Raw genomic sequence first — 14,262 nt, 5'->3', positions numbered from 1 at the left:
GCGAGCAAAAGGGCGGACGGCCGAGCCGAGGCAAAAAAAAGGGCCGATCGAAACGACCAGCCCGTGAAAGTTTTTAGGAGAGGATGCCTGAAAGGCCCGTTCCTTTTGCGGTGCGACACGTTATGTTGCAAGTGCGAAAAGCTTGGTTATGATTGCAGTTTATGCAATTCTCTGCCCAATAGGTCAACGAGTACAGGTACGCCATGCGCAGGCTCCCCCCGCTGGGTGCGATCGAAGCATTTGTCCAGGTCGTGCGTCTGGGCTCCATCAAGGCGGCGGCCGAGGAACTGGCGCTGTCGGCGCCCGCGCTCAGCCGCCGGGTGCAGACGCTGGAACGCTTTGTCGGCAAGCCGCTATTCGCCCGGCGGCACCAGGCGATGGTGCCCAATGAAGAGGGCCAGCGCCTGATGGAGCAGATCGCGCCGCTGCTCGACCAATTGTCGGATGCGGTGGAGGCGATGACCAGCGGGCAGGAAGTGCTGCGCCTGCGCCTGGGCGTGCTGCCGCTCTATGCGTCGCAGCGGCTGTTCCCCCATATGGGGCTGCTACGCGCGGCGCATCCCGAACTGCATCTGGATATCGACACCGCCGGGCATGGCATCGCGCGGCTGGGCGAAGGACTGGACGCGGTGATCGCGCTGGGTCGCGACATCGACCCCTCGCTCTATGCCAAGCGGCTCGACCGCAACAAAGTCTATGTCATCGGCGCCAAGCGGCTGCTCGAAGGTCCGGATCCACTACTCCGCCCCGAGCAGATGAACGGCATGACCGCGCTGCTGCACCGCGAAATGCCCGACGCCTTCACCGCCTGGTGCCAAGCCGCCGGGCTGATCGAGATCAAACCCAAGGCGATCGACTTTTTCGACTCGGGCGGCCTGATGCTGGAGGCCGCGGCGCAGGGGCTGGGCATCGCCTTCATGCACGCCAGCCATTTCGAACATGCGCATGATCCGCGTCTGGTCCGCCTGTTCGATATCGAGGTCGACAGCCCGTACAGCCACTGGTTCGTCTGCCGCCCGCGCGCGCTTCAGCTGAAGTCGGTGAAGCTGTTCCACGACTGGCTGATTCGCACGCTGTACCCGGAAGCGGGTTGATACTCCCCTACACCCGCCACAAGCACGCCCCTCCCGCAAGCGGGAGGGGATGGGGGAGGGAAAGCCACGAGCGACGGTCTCGGTGAGACTCCAAACCCTCCCCCCGGCCCCCTCCCGCCTGCGGGAGGGGGAGCCTGCTTGGCCCGCAGGAATGCAAATAACCCTACGACAAAAAGCCGCGCGTCCTCTCGGACGGCGGCTTCACGCCTTCAAGACTCACGGGGCGACCCTGGGGTCGCCGCCCGCAAATTACTTGATCTTGGCTTCCTTGAACTCGACATGCTTGCGCACGACCGGGTCGTACTTGTTGAAGCTCAGCTTCTCGGTCTTGGTGCGCGGGTTCTTCTTCGTGACGTAAAAGAAGCCGGTATCAGCCGAGCTGACGAGCTTGATCTTGACGGTGGTCGGCTTGGCCATGACCTGGTTCCTGTATGCGTGAAAAAGCGAAAGCGGCAGCCGGAGCCGCCGCTATATAAGGGCCGCCCATGGCCCATGGGCCTGCATGAGTCAAGCATTTCACCCGATTTAAGCCCCTCTTTACGGCCAAGGCCCTATGGAAACCGTGCCGCTTCCCGCTATCGGGGCGGGCATGAGAGGGATGACCATCACGATGGAGCCGGGCGAATCACCCCATGCGGGCATCAGCTCCGCCGAGATTCGCGACCAGCTCTGGGCGCGAATCGCCGCGCTCGACGTGTCCGCCCCCTATGCGCAGGCGGCCGAATTGATCGACGGGGTGGAGGCGATTCGCCGCATCGCCCATCGCCACGGGCTGGTCCCCGCCGTCACTGTCACCCATTTCATCGACCGCGCCCTCATGCGGCAGGACGAACCCGCGCCGGTCCATGGCTGGTTCGCGATCCTGAGCGACGCCATCGCCAGCGAGCGGCAGGATTGGCAGGCCGCCAACGCCTTTGCAGAGGCCTGTTCGGTACGTCTGGCCAGCTGATGGATGCGTTGATGATCGTCCTGGTCGCCACGCTCCTGTCACAGGCGGGCGGGCGGCTGAGCGGTTTTGCCGAAAGGCTGGCGGAACGGACGGACAGTGCCCTGCCGGTCCTGGCAGGCGTCCTGCTGGCGCAGGGATTGCTGGCGGCGGCGGCGATTCGCATCGGGATATTGCTGGGACCGCACGTGACGCCTGAGGCGCGCAGCCTGTTGCTGGCGGTCGCGCTGGTGCTGGTGGGCCTCGGCATGATGGGGCGGTTGCCGCGCGCCGGTTCGTCCTTCGGCTCGGTCCGGCTGGGGGTGTTCGGCACCGCCTTGTTGGGGGCGGGCACGATCCTGTTGATGGAATCCGGGCTGGTGCTGGTCGCGGTCGCCGCCGCACGCTCGCCCCTGCCCTGGGCGGCCTGGCCGGGCGCGATGCTGGGAATGCTCGGCGCCCTGATACCGGCGATCCTGCTGGGTGCGCGCGAGTGGCGCAGGCTGGCGTGGCGACCGATCCGGATGACGGGCGGCGCGATCATGATCCTGATCGGCATCGTCATCGCGCTTTCGGCCAAGGGATTGATCTAGGCGGTCGATCAGACAGCGCAGGCTTTGTACATGGACAGCGGGGGAGCCATTGGGCCATCGGATCGTTAACGCAACGATTCCTCAGACAGCGGGAGCATGTCCATGTCCGATATCAATCCGGCGCTCGATACGCCGACCGACCTCAATCGCAACGCCACCGCCAGCGTCGCCGACGCCCTGAACGGCGCGCTGGCCGATTGCTATGCGCTTTATCTGAAGACCAAGAATTTCCACTGGCATGTCTCGGGCCCGCATTTCCGCGACTATCACCTGATGCTCGACGATCAGGCCGCGCAGATCCTGGGCGTGACCGACGCCATTGCCGAGCGCGTGCGCAAGACCGGCAACGTCACGCTGCGTTCGATCGGCGACATCGCTCGCCGCCAGACCATCGTCGACAATGACCGCGAATTCGTGTCGGCCGCCGACATGCTGGTCGAACTGCGCGACGACAATCTGAAGCTGGTCGAGCGTTTCCGTGCGGTCAAGGACGCCGCCGAGGAGGCCAAGGACAATGCCACCAGCGGCATCGTCGACGAATGGACCGACCAGGCCGAGGAACGCGCCTGGTTCCTGTTCGAGGCCGGTCGCAAGGGCTGATCGCCCTCCCCGACCCGATACGAAAAGGCCCCGGTCGATACCGGGGCCTTTTTTATAGCGGCGTGGGCAGCCATGCCGGTTCGAACTGCGGGCGCCGGGGTGGCAGCGGCGAGATTTCTCGCAGGGCGGGCAGGTTCAGCAGGCGCACCCGGTGCCCCTCGCGCGAGATGATCCCATCGGCTTCCATGCCCCGGATCGTGCGGTTGACGTGCACCGCGGTCAGGCCGAGCAGGTCGCCCAGAACTTCCTGGGTCAGCGGCAGATGAAAGCTGTCATCCTGCACCATTCCGATCGGGCTGAGCCGCGCATGGAGATCGACCAGCAGCCGCGCCAGCTGTTCGCGCGCCGAGGCGTTGCCGGTCACGGCCAGCACGTCCATCAGCGCCAGCCGCTCCATCTGCACCGCAATGGTGAACAGGGCGGCCAGACGTGGGGCCTGGGTAAAGAGTTGACCGAAGCGTTCATAGGGCACGAAGGCCGTCACCGCCTCGGTGATCGCGGTCAGCGTGTCGGCGGCCTGGGGCAGGACCATGCTGGGCGTACCCAATATGTCGCCGGGCAGATGAATCTTCTGGATCAGCCGATGCCCGCTGCGCAGCAGGATGGACGAACTGATCCAGCCGCGCACATGCAGATGGAAGCCCCCCGGCGCATCGCCTTCCCGCTGAAAGGTCTCGCCGCGCCGCCGCACGACCTCGGCATCGCCCAAGGTCGTCAGATGCCGTTCTTCGGCGGGGGTCAGGCGGCAGATGGCCTGAAAGCGGTGGATCGGATAGGACATGATGACCGGCCTTTCACACGGCACCGCCGCGCTTGCCAATGACTTGGCATAAGATTGGAAAATCGGTGGCGATGGAGATGACCGACCCTGCCCGGTGTTTCGAACCGGCCCATCCGATCATCCGTAACCGGAACACCAACCCTCCCCGCCAGTTAACCCCTTATCAGGTCAGGAGGATTACCCCATGCTCAAGCTTGCCATCACCTTCCTCGTCGTCGGATTGATCCTGGGGGCACTCGGTTTCGGGGGCATTGGCGGCGCGTTCGTCGGGATCGCCAAGATTCTGTTCTTCATCGCGATCGCGCTGTTCGTGATCTTCCTCGTGCTCGGGCTGGTCGCGGGCAAGTCTGTGAAGAACGCGATCGACTGATCCCCCGATGCGCGAATTCGCGGCGTTGCTCGATGCGCTGATCTATACGCGCTCGCGCAACGCCAAGCTGAAGCTGGTCGCGGATTACCTTGCCGCCACGCCCGATTCCGACCGGGGTTGGGCGATGGCGGCGTTGACGGGCGATCTCGACCTGCCGGGCGTCAAGCCCGCGCTGATCCGCGCGCTCATCGAGCAGCGGGTGGACCCCGTGCTGTTCCGCATGAGCCGCGACTATGTCGGCGATACCGCCGAAACGGTCGCCCTGCTCTGGCCCGCGCCCGACCGGCCGCTCGATCCCGAGCCCCTATCGGTCAGCGATGTAGTCGAGCGGCTGCGGCACCTGTCGCGTTCCGACGCGCCCGCCGTGCTGGCCGACATGCTCGACCGGTCGACCGCCGAGGAGCGGTTCGCACTGCTCAAGATGGCGACGGGGGGCCTGCGCATCGGCCTGTCCGCTCGGCTCGCGAAGACCGCCTTCGCCCAACATTTCGGATTGGATGTCGAGGCGGTCGAGGAGGTCTGGCACGGCCTGTCGCCGCCTTATACCGAGCTGTTCGCCTGGGGCGAGGGCACAGGCGCGCAGCCGACGCCCGCCGATGTGCCGGTCTTCCGCCCCTTCATGCTCGCCCATCCGCTGGAGGATCTGCGGGTCGACCTGACCGACTATGCCGCCGAATGGAAATGGGACGGCATCCGGGTGCAGATCGTCCATGTCGCAGGCCAGACCCGGCTCTACAGCCGGACCGGCGATGATGTGACCCACGCCTTTCCCGATGTCGCCAGCGCTTTCGATGCGATCGGCGCGGTCGACGGCGAGCTGCTGGTCAAGGGCGAGCATCAGGGTGGCACGCTGGAGGATGGCGGCGGCGCGGCCAGCTTCAACGCGCTCCAGCAAAGGCTCGGGCGCAAGACGGTGTCGGCCAAGATGCTGGCCGATTACCCCGCCTTTGTCCGGCTCTACGACATATTGGTCGACGGGACCCAGGATGTCCGCGCTTTGCCCTGGACCGAGCGGCGCAAGAGGCTGGAGGGGTTCGCCGCCAAGCTCGACCCCGAGCGGTTCGACGTCAGCGCGGTGATCGAGGCGGAGGACTTCACCGCGCTGGAAGCCTTGCGCGCCACCGCGCGCGATGCCGCGATCGAGGGGGTGATGCTCAAGCGCCGCGATTCTCCCTATAGCGGCGGGCGACGCGTCGGCCTGTGGTACAAATGGAAGCGCGACCCGCTGACCGCCGATTGCGTGATGATGTATGCGCAGCGCGGCAATGGCCGACGTTCGAGCTATTATAGCGACTATACCTTCGGCTGCTGGACCGAGGAGGGCGAGTTGCTGCCGGTCGGCAAGGCCTATTCGGGGATCACCGACGAGGAATTGCGCCAGCTCGACCGGTTCGTGCGGGCGCATACCGTCCACCGCTTCGGTCCGGTGCGCGAGGTGGAAAAGACGCTGGTGCTCGAGATCGCGTTCGATTCGATCCACGATTCGAAGCGCCACAAGTCCGGCGTCGCCATGCGCTTCCCTCGCATTGCCCGCATCCGCACCGACAAGCCCGCCGCCGAAGCCGACCGGGTGGAGACGCTCAAGCGGCTGGTGACTTAACCAAACAGCCACGTCCCCATCACCCGGCCGGGCAGGAAGGCGAAGGAGCCCGCGCCGATCAGACCGGTGAGATACAGGCCGACCATCACCTTGCGATGCGTGTCGATCCGCCCGGCCCGCGCCGTCGCGATCGCGCGCCACAGTCCGATCAGCGTGACGGGCACGAAGATATGGATGAAGCTGAATTGCCCGTGATTCAGGTCGCGCAGCGCCAGGGCGGAAAGGGCCGCGATCACCATCAGCACCGCCCAGAGCTTGCCCAGCATCCGGTGCCGCGCATCCCCTTTGCGCGCCAGCAGGACATAGAGCCCCAGCGGCAGGGCGGGCAGGACCGAACCGAGATGAATCCACACCGCCACGTCATGCGTCCGCGCCAGGGTCGGCGAGAGCCCGAGCGCACCGCGCGCCATGGCGACCACCGCCATCAGCGACAAGGTGCCCCCTGCAAGCAGGATCGCGGCGCGGGCGGCGGGCGACGTATCGAAAGGGCGGCGGTTCGGGGTGGCGATCGAAAGGCTTGTCATCGGTCGAAATCCTGATCGAAAAAGGGTCGTCCCTTTCCTGCCGCCCCATCGATCCCATGCCAGCCCGGCTGCGTGGATCGGCGGCTTCCCTTCGTGGACCGGCCGATTTGCCATTTCGCGAAGCGCCAATTGGCCATAGGCACGGGGCCGTGATGCCCCGCTCGCGCCGCATAGTGATCGATATCGCGCTGATGATCGGCGTCGGACTGCTGCTCGCGGTGCTGGGACCGTTCGGGACCTTCGACGCGAGCTTCGCCTATCGGCTGACCTATTGGATCGCGCTGATGCTGGCGGGCTATGCACTTTACAAGCCGATGATGGCGGGCGCGCTGGTCATGGCGGCGCGACTGCATCTGCCTGAAATGGCGGGCTGGGCCGCCGCCGCGATTCTGGCCAGCGTGCCGATGAGCGTCATCGTCTGGTGGGTCGAGCGGCTTGGCCAACCGCTGCGCTGGCCCGATGCGGATCGGGCGCTGCTGCTCTATGGCAATGTGCTGGTGATCGGGGGATTGGCCAGCCTGCTCCTTTGGTATGGGCAGACGCGACGGACTGTCGCGCCGGAGCCGGCTGCATCCGCCGCGCCGGTTGCAGCCCCCCGCCCCGCGCTGCTCGACCGCCTCCCGCCCGGCTTCGGCCCCGACATCGTCGCGCTGGAGATGGAGGACCATTATCTGCGCGTCCACGGCGCCTATGGGTCGGAACTGATCCTGCTCCGGATGCGTGACGCGGTACAGGAGGTCGCGCCGCTGATCGGCGCGCAGGTGCATCGCAGCTGGTGGGTGGCGCGGGGTGCCGTTCGCGAGACGCATCGCGAGGGGCGCGGGGTGCGGCTGGTCCTGACCGGCGGGGTCGAGGCGCGGGTATCGCGCGCGATGGTGCCGGTGCTGGAGGCCGAGGGCTGGTGGTAGCCCGTCATTCCTCCCCTGCAAGGGGAGGTGGCAGTCCGTAGGACTGACGGAGGGGTGTCAACGCTGCTGCTGACACCCCCCACCACCGCTTCGCGGCGGTCCCCCTCCCCTTGCAGGGGAGGAACAAGTTGTTAGTCGCCGACGCGTTCGATATCCGCGCCGACCGCCGACAGCTTCTCTTCCAGACGCTCGTAACCGCGGTCGAGATGGTACACGCGCGACACCGACGTCTCGCCCTCGGCGGCCAGACCGGCGAGAATCAGGCTCATCGAGGCGCGCAGGTCGGTCGCCATCACCGGCGCGCCGGTCAGCTTGTTCACGCCCTTCACCATCGCGGTACGGCCATGGACCTGGATGTCCGCGCCCATCCGCGCCAGCTCTGGCACGTGCATGTAGCGGTTCTCGAAGATCGTCTCGGTCAGGGTGCTGGTGCCCTCCGCCTTGCACAGCATCGCCATGAACTGCGCCTGCATGTCGGTGGCGAAGCCCGGATAGGGCGCGGTCGACAGGGTCAGCGGCTGGAGCGGGCCGTCGGCCTTCACCCGGATCGAATCGCGGCCTTCCTCGACCGTCACGCCCGCCTCGGTCAGCGCGGACAAGGTGGCGCGCATATCCTCGGCACAGGCGCCGACCAGTTCCAGGTCACCGCCGGTGATCGCGGCGGCACAGGCATAGCTGCCCGCCTCGATCCGGTCGGGCATCACCGAATAGGTGGCGCCGTGCAGCCGGTCGACACCCTCGATGGTCAGCGTCTCGGTACCGACGCCGTCGATCCGCGCGCCCATCGCGATCAGCAAGCGGCACAGGTCGACGATCTCGGGCTCGCGCGCGGCATTGCCCAGCACCGAGGTGCCCTTGGCCGTGACGGCGGCCATCAGCGCATTCTCCGTCGCGCCGACCGACACCACCGGGAAGGTGTAGCGCCCGCCCGACAGGCGGCCGCCGGGCGCGCTGGCCTTGACGTAACCGGCGGTCAGTTCGATCTCCGCGCCGATCGCCTCCAGCGCCTTCAGGTGCAGGTCGATCGGGCGGTTGCCGATCGCGCAGCCGCCGGGCAGCGATACCCGCGCCTCGCCCGCGCGCGCCAGGATGGGGCCGAGCACCAGGATCGAGGCGCGCATCTTGCGCACGATGTCGTACGGCGCCTCGGTCGAGAAGAGCTGGCCCGCCCGGATCGTCATCACCCGGCCGAAATCCTCCGGCCGCGTCCCCTCGACACGGGTCGACGCGCCGATCTGGTTCAGCAGATGGCCGAACCCGTCGACATCGGCCAGACGCGGCAGGTTGCGCAGCGTGACCGGTTCGTCGGTCAGGATCGCGCAGGGCATCAGGGTGAGCGCGGCGTTCTTCGCGCCCGAGATCTTCAGGCGACCCGACAGCCGGTTGCCGCCGCGAATAAGGATACGGTCCATAGACCCGTTCTCCTAGCGGACGTGGCGGGCATCGCCAAGGGTCGTGCCCCATCCTCCCATGGCGAAAGAGCAGGAAATGGCAAGAAAAGGGCCGGTTGATCGATATTAATGCGTGGTCGCACCCTTGATGGCTAAGGCGTTCGTCCGCTCCGGGGATGAGGTGTCAGTGTCAAATTGCGGGCTAGCGGATCGCCTGAACAAATGGGTTTCGTTGACCCCGGCCGAGCGTGAGGCCTTGGCACGGCTGGAGGATCGACCAAAGGCGATCCGGCGCGGTGCGGTGTTGATGGAGGAACAGGCGCGCAGCGACGAGTTGTTCGTCGTGCAGCAGGGCATGTTGATGTGCTATGTCCTGCTCGACGATGGCAGCCGCCAGGTGGTGCGCTTCCTGTTTCCCGGCGACCTCTTCGCGCTGTCGGCGCTGGTCTATGGCCGTTCGCCCGATACGGTGGTGGCGGTGTCCAACGCGATCGTCTGTCCCTTCGACCGGGGCCAGATCGCAGGACTGGCGACCCGGCATCCCCGCCTGTTCAGCCTGATCCTGGTGCTCAACCAGATCGAGCGGGTCATCACCACCGACCGGCTGGCCGGTCTCGGCCGCACCTCGGCGCGGGTGCGGGTGGCGACGCTGTTGCTGTCGCTGCGCGGCCAGATGCGCCAGGCGGGCATGGAGGTGGCCGCGTCCTTCGCCCCCGGCCTGACCCAGGAGGAGATGGGCGACGCGATCGGGCTGACCGCCGTCCACGTCAACCGTATGCTGCGCCAGCTGGAGGACGATGGGCTGATCAAGCGCGAGGGCGGGCGTGTCCACCTGCTCGACGAAGCACGGCTGGTGCGCGAAGCGGGCTATATCGACCGGTTCGAGGGACTGGACCTCAGCTGGCTGCCGCCGGGGCATTGAGTGCATTCCCCTCCGGTGAGGGGAGGAACGGTCAGGGTCCCGCCCAACGTTGCAGGCGCGGTCGCACCTTCAGAAAGCGCCGATAACCGCGCTCGAGCAATGCCAGCATCCGGGGCGAGCGTGCCGCCAGACCCAGCGGCCGGAGGAGCGGGATCGCCCGCCACATTGCGGCAAAGGCCGCCGCGCCCGACAGCATCCGGCCATCCTCCCGCGCGTGAAAGCGCGCCAGCAGCGTGTCGCGGTCGATCGGGCAACGGTCGGGCCCCTCCCCGCCGATCGCGACGAATTCGATCCGGCCACGCCGATCCAGCCGCCGCATCACCGCGATCTCGCGGCGACACAGCGGACAGGCGGCATCATACCAGACGGTGACGGTCGTCATGCCCTTCTCTCCGGCAAGGGCGGCCCGATCGCGACCGGGCCGCCTCCACCATCAGAAAAGATCGGCGGTCATCACCTTGTTCCAGACCTTCACGAAGTCGCCGACCATGCGGGGATGGCCGTCCTCGGCAGCGTAGAATTCTGCGATGTTGCGCAGCTGCGAATTGGCCCCGAAGACCAGGTCGTTACGCGTGGCGGTATAGCGCGTCTCACCGCTGTCCCGGTCGTCCAGGGTAAAGCCCAAGCCCGCCTCGTCCGTCTTGGTCCAGACATAGTCCATGCTGGTCAGCACGCGGAAGAAGTTGTTGCTCAGCACGCCCACCCGGTCGGTGAACAGGCCCGCCTCGCTCTCGTCCCAATTCGCCCCCAGCGCACGCAGGCCGCCGGTCAGCACCACCCATTCGGGGGCGCTGAGCTTCAGCAGCGCCGCCTTGTCGAGGAACAGCTCCTCGGGGGCGACACGGCCCGCCGTCACCTCGGCGAAGTGATCGTCGACATAGTTGCGGAAACCATCGACCACCGGCTTCAGCCATTCGAAGCTGTCGGCATCGGTCAGTTCGTCGGTCGTGTCGCGACGCCCGGCGGTGAACGGCACCTCCAGCGCGACGCCCGCATCCGCCGCCGCCTTCTCGACCGCCGCGCAGCCGCCCAGCACGATCAGGTCGGCCAGCGACACGCGCTTGCCGCCGGTCGCCCCGTCGTTGAACGCCCCCATGATCTCGCGCAAGCGCGCGATGACGGGCACGGTGCGGCGATTGACCGCCCAGTCCTTTTGCGGGGCAAGTGCCAGTCGCGCACCGTTGGCGCCGCCGCGCTTGTCGCTGTCACGATAGGTGACGGCGGCGGAAAAGGCGGTGAAGGCCAGGTCCGACACCGACAGGCCGCTGTCGAGGATCCGCTGCTTCAACGCCCCGATGTCGGCGGCGTCGATCAGTTCGTAATCGCGCGTCGGAATCGGATCCTGCCACAGCAGGTCCGGCTCGATCGTGACCTCGGGGCCGACATAACGCTCGCGCGGCCCCATGTCGCGGTGGGTCAGCTTGTACCAAGCCTTGGAAAACTGCTCGGTGAGATAGTCGAAGTCGGTCAGGAACCGCTCGCAGATGGGGCGATAGACCGGATCGACCTTCAGCGCGATGTCGCTGGTCATCATCATCAGCGCATGGCTCTTGCCCTCGATATGCGCGTCGGGGGTGCGCGGCGCGTCACCGCTGACCGGCGTCCATTGCAGCGCACCCGCCGGGCTGCGCGTCTGTTCCCATTCCAGGCCCAGCAGGTTTTCGAGATAGCTGTTGTCCCACTGGGTCGGGTTCTGGGTCCAGCTGCCCTCGATGCCGTTGGTCATGGTGAACTCGGCATTGCCGGTGCCCTCGGGGTTGTGCCAGCCCAGCCCCATCTCCTCGATCGCGGCGATTTCGGGCGGCGCGCCGATGCGGTCGGCCTTCACCATGCCATGGCTCTTGCCGAAGGCATGACCGCCCGCGATCAGCGCCACCGTCTCCTCGTCGTTCATCGCCATGCGGGTGAAGGTGATGCGGATGTCGCGGGCCGAGGCCATCGGATCGCCGCTGGCATAGGGGCCTTCGGGGTTCACATAGATGAGCGACTGGTGCGAGGCGGCCAGCGGCTGCTCCAGATCGTAATCCGCATCGCCATTCTGCCCGCGCCAGCGCTTGTCGCGGTTGACCATCTCGTCGAACGAGTCGACCTGGGTCATGTCGAAGACTTCGGGACCCCAATAGGTCGCGTCATCGGCCTCCCACGCATCCTCGCGCCCGCCGCCGAAACCATAGGTCGGCAGCCCCATGATCTCGAGCGAGCAATTGCCGGTCAGGACGATCAGGTCGGCCCAGGACAGCGCCGCGCCATATTTCTGCTTGATCGGCCAGAGCAGGCGACGCGACTTGTCGACATTGCCATTGTCCCACCAGCTGTTGATCGGCGCGAAACGCTGCATCGCCTCGCCAGCACCACCGCGCCCGTCGGCGATGCGATAGCTGCCCGCCGAATGCCACGACATGCGGATCATCTGCGGCCCGTAATTGCCATAGTCGGACGGCCACCACGCGACCGAACTGGTCAGGAAGCGCTTGATCTCGGCCTTCAGCGTATCGAGGTCGATCTTGGCGAAGGCGGCGCGATAATCGAAATCCTCCCCCAGCGGATTGGCGCGCGGGCCGTGGCGGTGCAGCTGCTCGACGCGCAGGCGATTGGGATACCATTCGGCCAGCGTCGGCGGCGTGGTGAAGGCACCCCCGATCCGGTCGCCGCCAAAGGGGCACTTGCCTTCGAGTACCGTCTTATAGTCTTCCATGCCGCAAGCTCTCCGGGTTCATCTGGTAAAAAGGCTGGGCGTGCAAAGACTTGGCAAGCCCACAGGCTCACCGGCACGCCCATCGGGCGGGATCATGTCGCGTCTGTCATGGACATGGACGGCCTGAGGTCTTCCCCTGAGCGGAAGGGACCGCCGCTCGTCATGCCCCACAACGTCGGGCATTCCCGGTCGATCCTTGACTGGACCACCCCGCGGCCAAAAATTTTAGCATGGATCAGGCCCGATACTTTGCCGGATCCGAAGGGCGGTTCACCGATGAGACGGATCGATCCCCGGCCCGGGGCGTATCGTCGGATTGCGCGCGATGCGGCGAAGCATGAAGGAACGGGATATGGCCGGATCGGCGGCGATCGTCGGCGCGGGGATAGCGGGTCTGGCCTGCGCCTCACGCCTGACCGAGGCGGGATGGCGGGTCACGCTGTTCGACAAGGGCCGCGGCCCCGGCGGCCGCATGGCAAGCAAGGTCGTGACGGCGCAAGGCCTGTGCTTCGCCTTCGATTATGGCGCGCAATATCTGACCGCGCGCGACCCGGCCTTCGTCGCGCAAGTCCGGGACTGGGAGCAGCGGGGTGTCGCCGCGCAATGGCCCGCCATGGGCGACGATGCCTGGGTCGGGGTGCCGGGGATGAATGCACTCGTCACGCATATGGCGGCGGGGCTCGACGTTCGCTGGTCGACGCATATCCGCGCGTTGCGCCGCGATGCGGACGGATGGCGGCTGGACCATGACGAGATGGCCGAGGGGCCGTTCGATGTGGCGATACTCGCGCTACCCGCCGAGCAGACGGCGGGACTCGCCGCACCGATCGACCCGACGCTGGCCGAACTGGCCCGCGCGCATCCGTCCGACCCGTGCTGGACCGTGCTGCTGGGGTTCGACGCCGGCTTCTCGGCCCCGGATATCCTGTCCGCCGCCGATCCCATCGACTGGGCCGCACGCAACAGCGCCAAGCCGGGCCGCAAGGGCGGCGAGGCCTGGACGATCCATGCCACGGCCGACTGGTCGCGGCGCCATGTCGAAAGCGACCGCACCTCCGTCACCGCCTCGCTGCTACGCGCGCTGGAGGAACGGGTGGGCACCCTGCCCGTACCGGTCCATGCCACCGCGCATCGCTGGCGTTACGCGCGGTCGGGCAAGGCGGGTGTAGGGGCCTATCACCAGGCCGATACGGGGCTGGCGGCCTGTGGCGACTGGCTGATCGCGCCACGGGTGGAGAGCGCCTGGCTGTCCGGGCGGCAGGCGGCGGAGATGGCGATTGCGTAGTCCTCCCCGTGCCGGAGAGGAGTGAACAGGAGTTACGCCTTCTCCAGCGTGCACTGAAGCGGATGCTGGTTGGCGCGGGCGAAGTCGATCACCTGCGCCACCTTGGTTTCGGCGACCTCATAGGAGAATACGCCGCACACCCCCACGCCGCGTTGATGGACGTGCAGCATGACGCGGGTCGCATCGTCCATGCTCATGCGGAAGAAACGCTGCAGGCACAGCACGACGAATTCCATCGGCGTATAGTCGTCGTTCAGCATCAGCACGCGGTACGGCGTCGGCTGTTTGGTGCGCGTCCGGGTTCGCGTCGCGACGCCCAGGCCGGTGCCCTCGTCATCGCCGTGATCGGGACCATGATCGGGCCCTTGCCCGGGACCATTGCCGGCCATTCCCAGAGGATGGGTGAAGGTGTCGCTGTTCTGGGCCATGACGGTAAAATATGGCATGGCGGGGGGTAGGCACAAGCCCTTGGGGACAGCGTCGATCGTATAAATCGGCACGTGCCGGCTAGGACGGATTGATATCGAGGAGGGTCCGTCCCCATTCCTCCCCTTGCAGGGGAGGGGGACCATGC

Annotated in this window: 16 protein-coding genes; 9 read left to right on the top strand and 7 right to left on the bottom strand. The window is 66.6% G+C overall.

Translation table 11 applies throughout. The annotated features are described in order from the left end of the window. Window positions 1–203: 203 nt before the first annotated feature. Window positions 204–1,094, top strand: coding sequence for a LysR substrate-binding domain-containing protein (locus ACQR50_RS00285; protein WP_428969365.1), 891 nt, complete (start codon window positions 204–206; stop codon window positions 1,092–1,094). A gap of 249 nt (window positions 1,095–1,343) precedes the next feature. On the opposite strand, the gene rpmG is transcribed toward ACQR50_RS00285, so the two are convergent. Further along, a complete protein-coding gene (gene rpmG, locus ACQR50_RS00280) occupies window positions 1,344–1,511 on the bottom strand; it encodes a 50S ribosomal protein L33 (protein ID WP_007407030.1) in 168 nt (55 codons plus the stop codon). Window positions 1,512–1,683: 172 nt separating this feature from the next. Between rpmG and ACQR50_RS00275 the strand changes: the two genes are divergently transcribed. The 3 genes from ACQR50_RS00275 to ACQR50_RS00265 all read left to right on the top strand — a co-directional run bounded on the left by ACQR50_RS00275 (window position 1,684) and on the right by ACQR50_RS00265 (window position 3,212). Further along, window positions 1,684–2,043 (top strand): hypothetical protein, encoded by a 360-nt coding sequence (locus tag ACQR50_RS00275; RefSeq protein WP_428969364.1) that lies wholly within the window; start codon window positions 1,684–1,686, stop codon window positions 2,041–2,043. 11 nt (window positions 2,044–2,054) lie between these two features. Next, entirely contained in the window at window positions 2,055–2,612 is a 558-nt protein-coding gene (locus tag ACQR50_RS00270) for a hypothetical protein (protein ID WP_428969363.1), read from the top strand. 102 nt (window positions 2,613–2,714) lie between these two features. Beyond that, a complete protein-coding gene (locus ACQR50_RS00265) occupies window positions 2,715–3,212 on the top strand; it encodes a Dps family protein (RefSeq protein WP_409665373.1) in 498 nt (165 codons plus the stop codon). A gap of 52 nt (window positions 3,213–3,264) precedes the next feature. On the opposite strand, the gene ACQR50_RS00260 is transcribed toward ACQR50_RS00265, so the two are convergent. Continuing rightward, the gene (locus tag ACQR50_RS00260; protein ID WP_428969362.1) at window positions 3,265–3,993 is read right to left on the bottom strand and encodes a Crp/Fnr family transcriptional regulator; all 729 of its coding nucleotides are present in this window, start codon (window positions 3,991–3,993) and stop codon (window positions 3,265–3,267) included. 184 nt (window positions 3,994–4,177) lie between these two features. Here ACQR50_RS00260 and ACQR50_RS00255 point away from each other — a divergent pair, with 184 nt between their 5' ends. Both ACQR50_RS00255 and ACQR50_RS00250 read left to right on the top strand, forming a co-directional pair. Beyond that, window positions 4,178–4,363 (top strand): DUF1328 domain-containing protein, encoded by a 186-nt coding sequence (locus tag ACQR50_RS00255; RefSeq protein ID WP_007407044.1) that lies wholly within the window; start codon window positions 4,178–4,180, stop codon window positions 4,361–4,363. A gap of 7 nt (window positions 4,364–4,370) precedes the next feature. Next, window positions 4,371–5,963 (top strand): cisplatin damage response ATP-dependent DNA ligase, encoded by a 1,593-nt coding sequence (locus tag ACQR50_RS00250; RefSeq protein ID WP_428969361.1) that lies wholly within the window; start codon window positions 4,371–4,373, stop codon window positions 5,961–5,963. On the opposite strand, the gene ACQR50_RS00245 is transcribed toward ACQR50_RS00250, so the two are convergent. Beyond that, the gene (locus tag ACQR50_RS00245) at window positions 5,960–6,487 is read right to left on the bottom strand and encodes a DUF2306 domain-containing protein (protein ID WP_428969360.1); all 528 of its coding nucleotides are present in this window, start codon (window positions 6,485–6,487) and stop codon (window positions 5,960–5,962) included. The genes ACQR50_RS00250 and ACQR50_RS00245 overlap by 4 nt on opposite strands. 191 nt (window positions 6,488–6,678) lie before the next feature. Between ACQR50_RS00245 and ACQR50_RS00240 the strand changes: the two genes are divergently transcribed. Then, a complete protein-coding gene (locus ACQR50_RS00240; RefSeq protein ID WP_428969359.1) occupies window positions 6,679–7,395 on the top strand; it encodes a LytTR family DNA-binding domain-containing protein in 717 nt (238 codons plus the stop codon). 131 nt (window positions 7,396–7,526) lie between these two features. Here ACQR50_RS00240 and murA read toward each other — a convergent pair whose 3' ends face one another. Then, window positions 7,527–8,807: a UDP-N-acetylglucosamine 1-carboxyvinyltransferase gene (murA, locus tag ACQR50_RS00235; protein ID WP_428969358.1), complete on the bottom strand. Its 1,281-nt coding sequence runs from the start codon at window positions 8,805–8,807 to the stop codon at window positions 7,527–7,529. A 211-nt stretch (window positions 8,808–9,018) separates the two neighbouring features. Between murA and ACQR50_RS00230 the strand changes: the two genes are divergently transcribed. Further along, window positions 9,019–9,708 (top strand): Crp/Fnr family transcriptional regulator, encoded by a 690-nt coding sequence (locus ACQR50_RS00230; RefSeq protein WP_428969357.1) that lies wholly within the window; start codon window positions 9,019–9,021, stop codon window positions 9,706–9,708. A 31-nt stretch (window positions 9,709–9,739) separates the two neighbouring features. Here the strand turns inward: ACQR50_RS00230 and ACQR50_RS00225 are convergent, their stop codons facing one another. Together ACQR50_RS00225 and katG are read right to left on the bottom strand one after the other, a co-directional pair. After that, entirely contained in the window at window positions 9,740–10,090 is a 351-nt protein-coding gene (locus ACQR50_RS00225) for a thiol-disulfide oxidoreductase DCC family protein (RefSeq protein ID WP_428969356.1), read from the bottom strand. A gap of 51 nt (window positions 10,091–10,141) precedes the next feature. Next, on the bottom strand, window positions 10,142–12,403 hold the full coding sequence (gene katG, locus ACQR50_RS00220) for a catalase/peroxidase HPI (protein WP_428969355.1): 2,262 nt from the start codon (window positions 12,401–12,403) through the stop codon (window positions 10,142–10,144). 337 nt (window positions 12,404–12,740) lie between these two features. Between katG and ACQR50_RS00215 the strand changes: the two genes are divergently transcribed. Further along, window positions 12,741–13,688 carry an NAD(P)/FAD-dependent oxidoreductase gene (locus tag ACQR50_RS00215; RefSeq protein WP_428969354.1) on the top strand — a complete coding sequence of 316 codons (948 nt, stop codon included), beginning with the start codon at window positions 12,741–12,743 and terminating at the stop codon, window positions 13,686–13,688. Window positions 13,689–13,720: 32 nt separating this feature from the next. Here ACQR50_RS00215 and clpS read toward each other — a convergent pair whose 3' ends face one another. Beyond that, window positions 13,721–14,077 carry an ATP-dependent Clp protease adapter ClpS gene (gene clpS / locus ACQR50_RS00210; RefSeq protein WP_056438998.1) on the bottom strand — a complete coding sequence of 119 codons (357 nt, stop codon included), beginning with the start codon at window positions 14,075–14,077 and terminating at the stop codon, window positions 13,721–13,723. Window positions 14,078–14,262: the final 185 nt, after the last annotated feature.

This window comes from Sphingomonas sp. Xoc002 (genome assembly GCF_050408055.1).
GTDB classification, from domain to species: domain Bacteria; phylum Pseudomonadota; class Alphaproteobacteria; order Sphingomonadales; family Sphingomonadaceae; genus Sphingomonas; species Sphingomonas yabuuchiae.
The sequence above is the reverse complement of the archived record's forward strand: the minus strand, read 5'-3'. Positions and strand labels throughout refer to the sequence as shown.

Coding starts and splice junctions, on each gene's coding strand:
- murA (WP_428969358.1), bottom strand. CDS start 8,807: ATGGACCGTATCCTTATTCGCGGCGGCAACCGGCTGTCGGGTCGCCTG.
- rpmG (WP_007407030.1), bottom strand. CDS start 1,511: ATGGCCAAGCCGACCACCGTCAAGATCAAGCTCGTCAGCTCGGCTGAT.
- ACQR50_RS00250 (WP_428969361.1), top strand. CDS start 4,371: ATGCGCGAATTCGCGGCGTTGCTCGATGCGCTGATCTATACGCGCTCG.
- ACQR50_RS00215 (WP_428969354.1), top strand. CDS start 12,741: ATGAAGGAACGGGATATGGCCGGATCGGCGGCGATCGTCGGCGCGGGG.
- ACQR50_RS00255 (WP_007407044.1), top strand. CDS start 4,178: ATGCTCAAGCTTGCCATCACCTTCCTCGTCGTCGGATTGATCCTGGGG.
- ACQR50_RS00260 (WP_428969362.1), bottom strand. CDS start 3,993: ATGTCCTATCCGATCCACCGCTTTCAGGCCATCTGCCGCCTGACCCCC.
- clpS (WP_056438998.1), bottom strand. CDS start 14,077: ATGGCCGGCAATGGTCCCGGGCAAGGGCCCGATCATGGTCCCGATCAC.
- ACQR50_RS00285 (WP_428969365.1), top strand. CDS start 204: ATGCGCAGGCTCCCCCCGCTGGGTGCGATCGAAGCATTTGTCCAGGTC.
- ACQR50_RS00275 (WP_428969364.1), top strand. CDS start 1,684: ATGAGAGGGATGACCATCACGATGGAGCCGGGCGAATCACCCCATGCG.
- ACQR50_RS00270 (WP_428969363.1), top strand. CDS start 2,055: ATGATCGTCCTGGTCGCCACGCTCCTGTCACAGGCGGGCGGGCGGCTG.
- ACQR50_RS00225 (WP_428969356.1), bottom strand. CDS start 10,090: ATGACGACCGTCACCGTCTGGTATGATGCCGCCTGTCCGCTGTGTCGC.
- ACQR50_RS00240 (WP_428969359.1), top strand. CDS start 6,679: ATGATCGGCGTCGGACTGCTGCTCGCGGTGCTGGGACCGTTCGGGACC.
- ACQR50_RS00245 (WP_428969360.1), bottom strand. CDS start 6,487: ATGACAAGCCTTTCGATCGCCACCCCGAACCGCCGCCCTTTCGATACG.
- ACQR50_RS00265 (WP_409665373.1), top strand. CDS start 2,715: ATGTCCGATATCAATCCGGCGCTCGATACGCCGACCGACCTCAATCGC.
- katG (WP_428969355.1), bottom strand. CDS start 12,403: ATGGAAGACTATAAGACGGTACTCGAAGGCAAGTGCCCCTTTGGCGGC.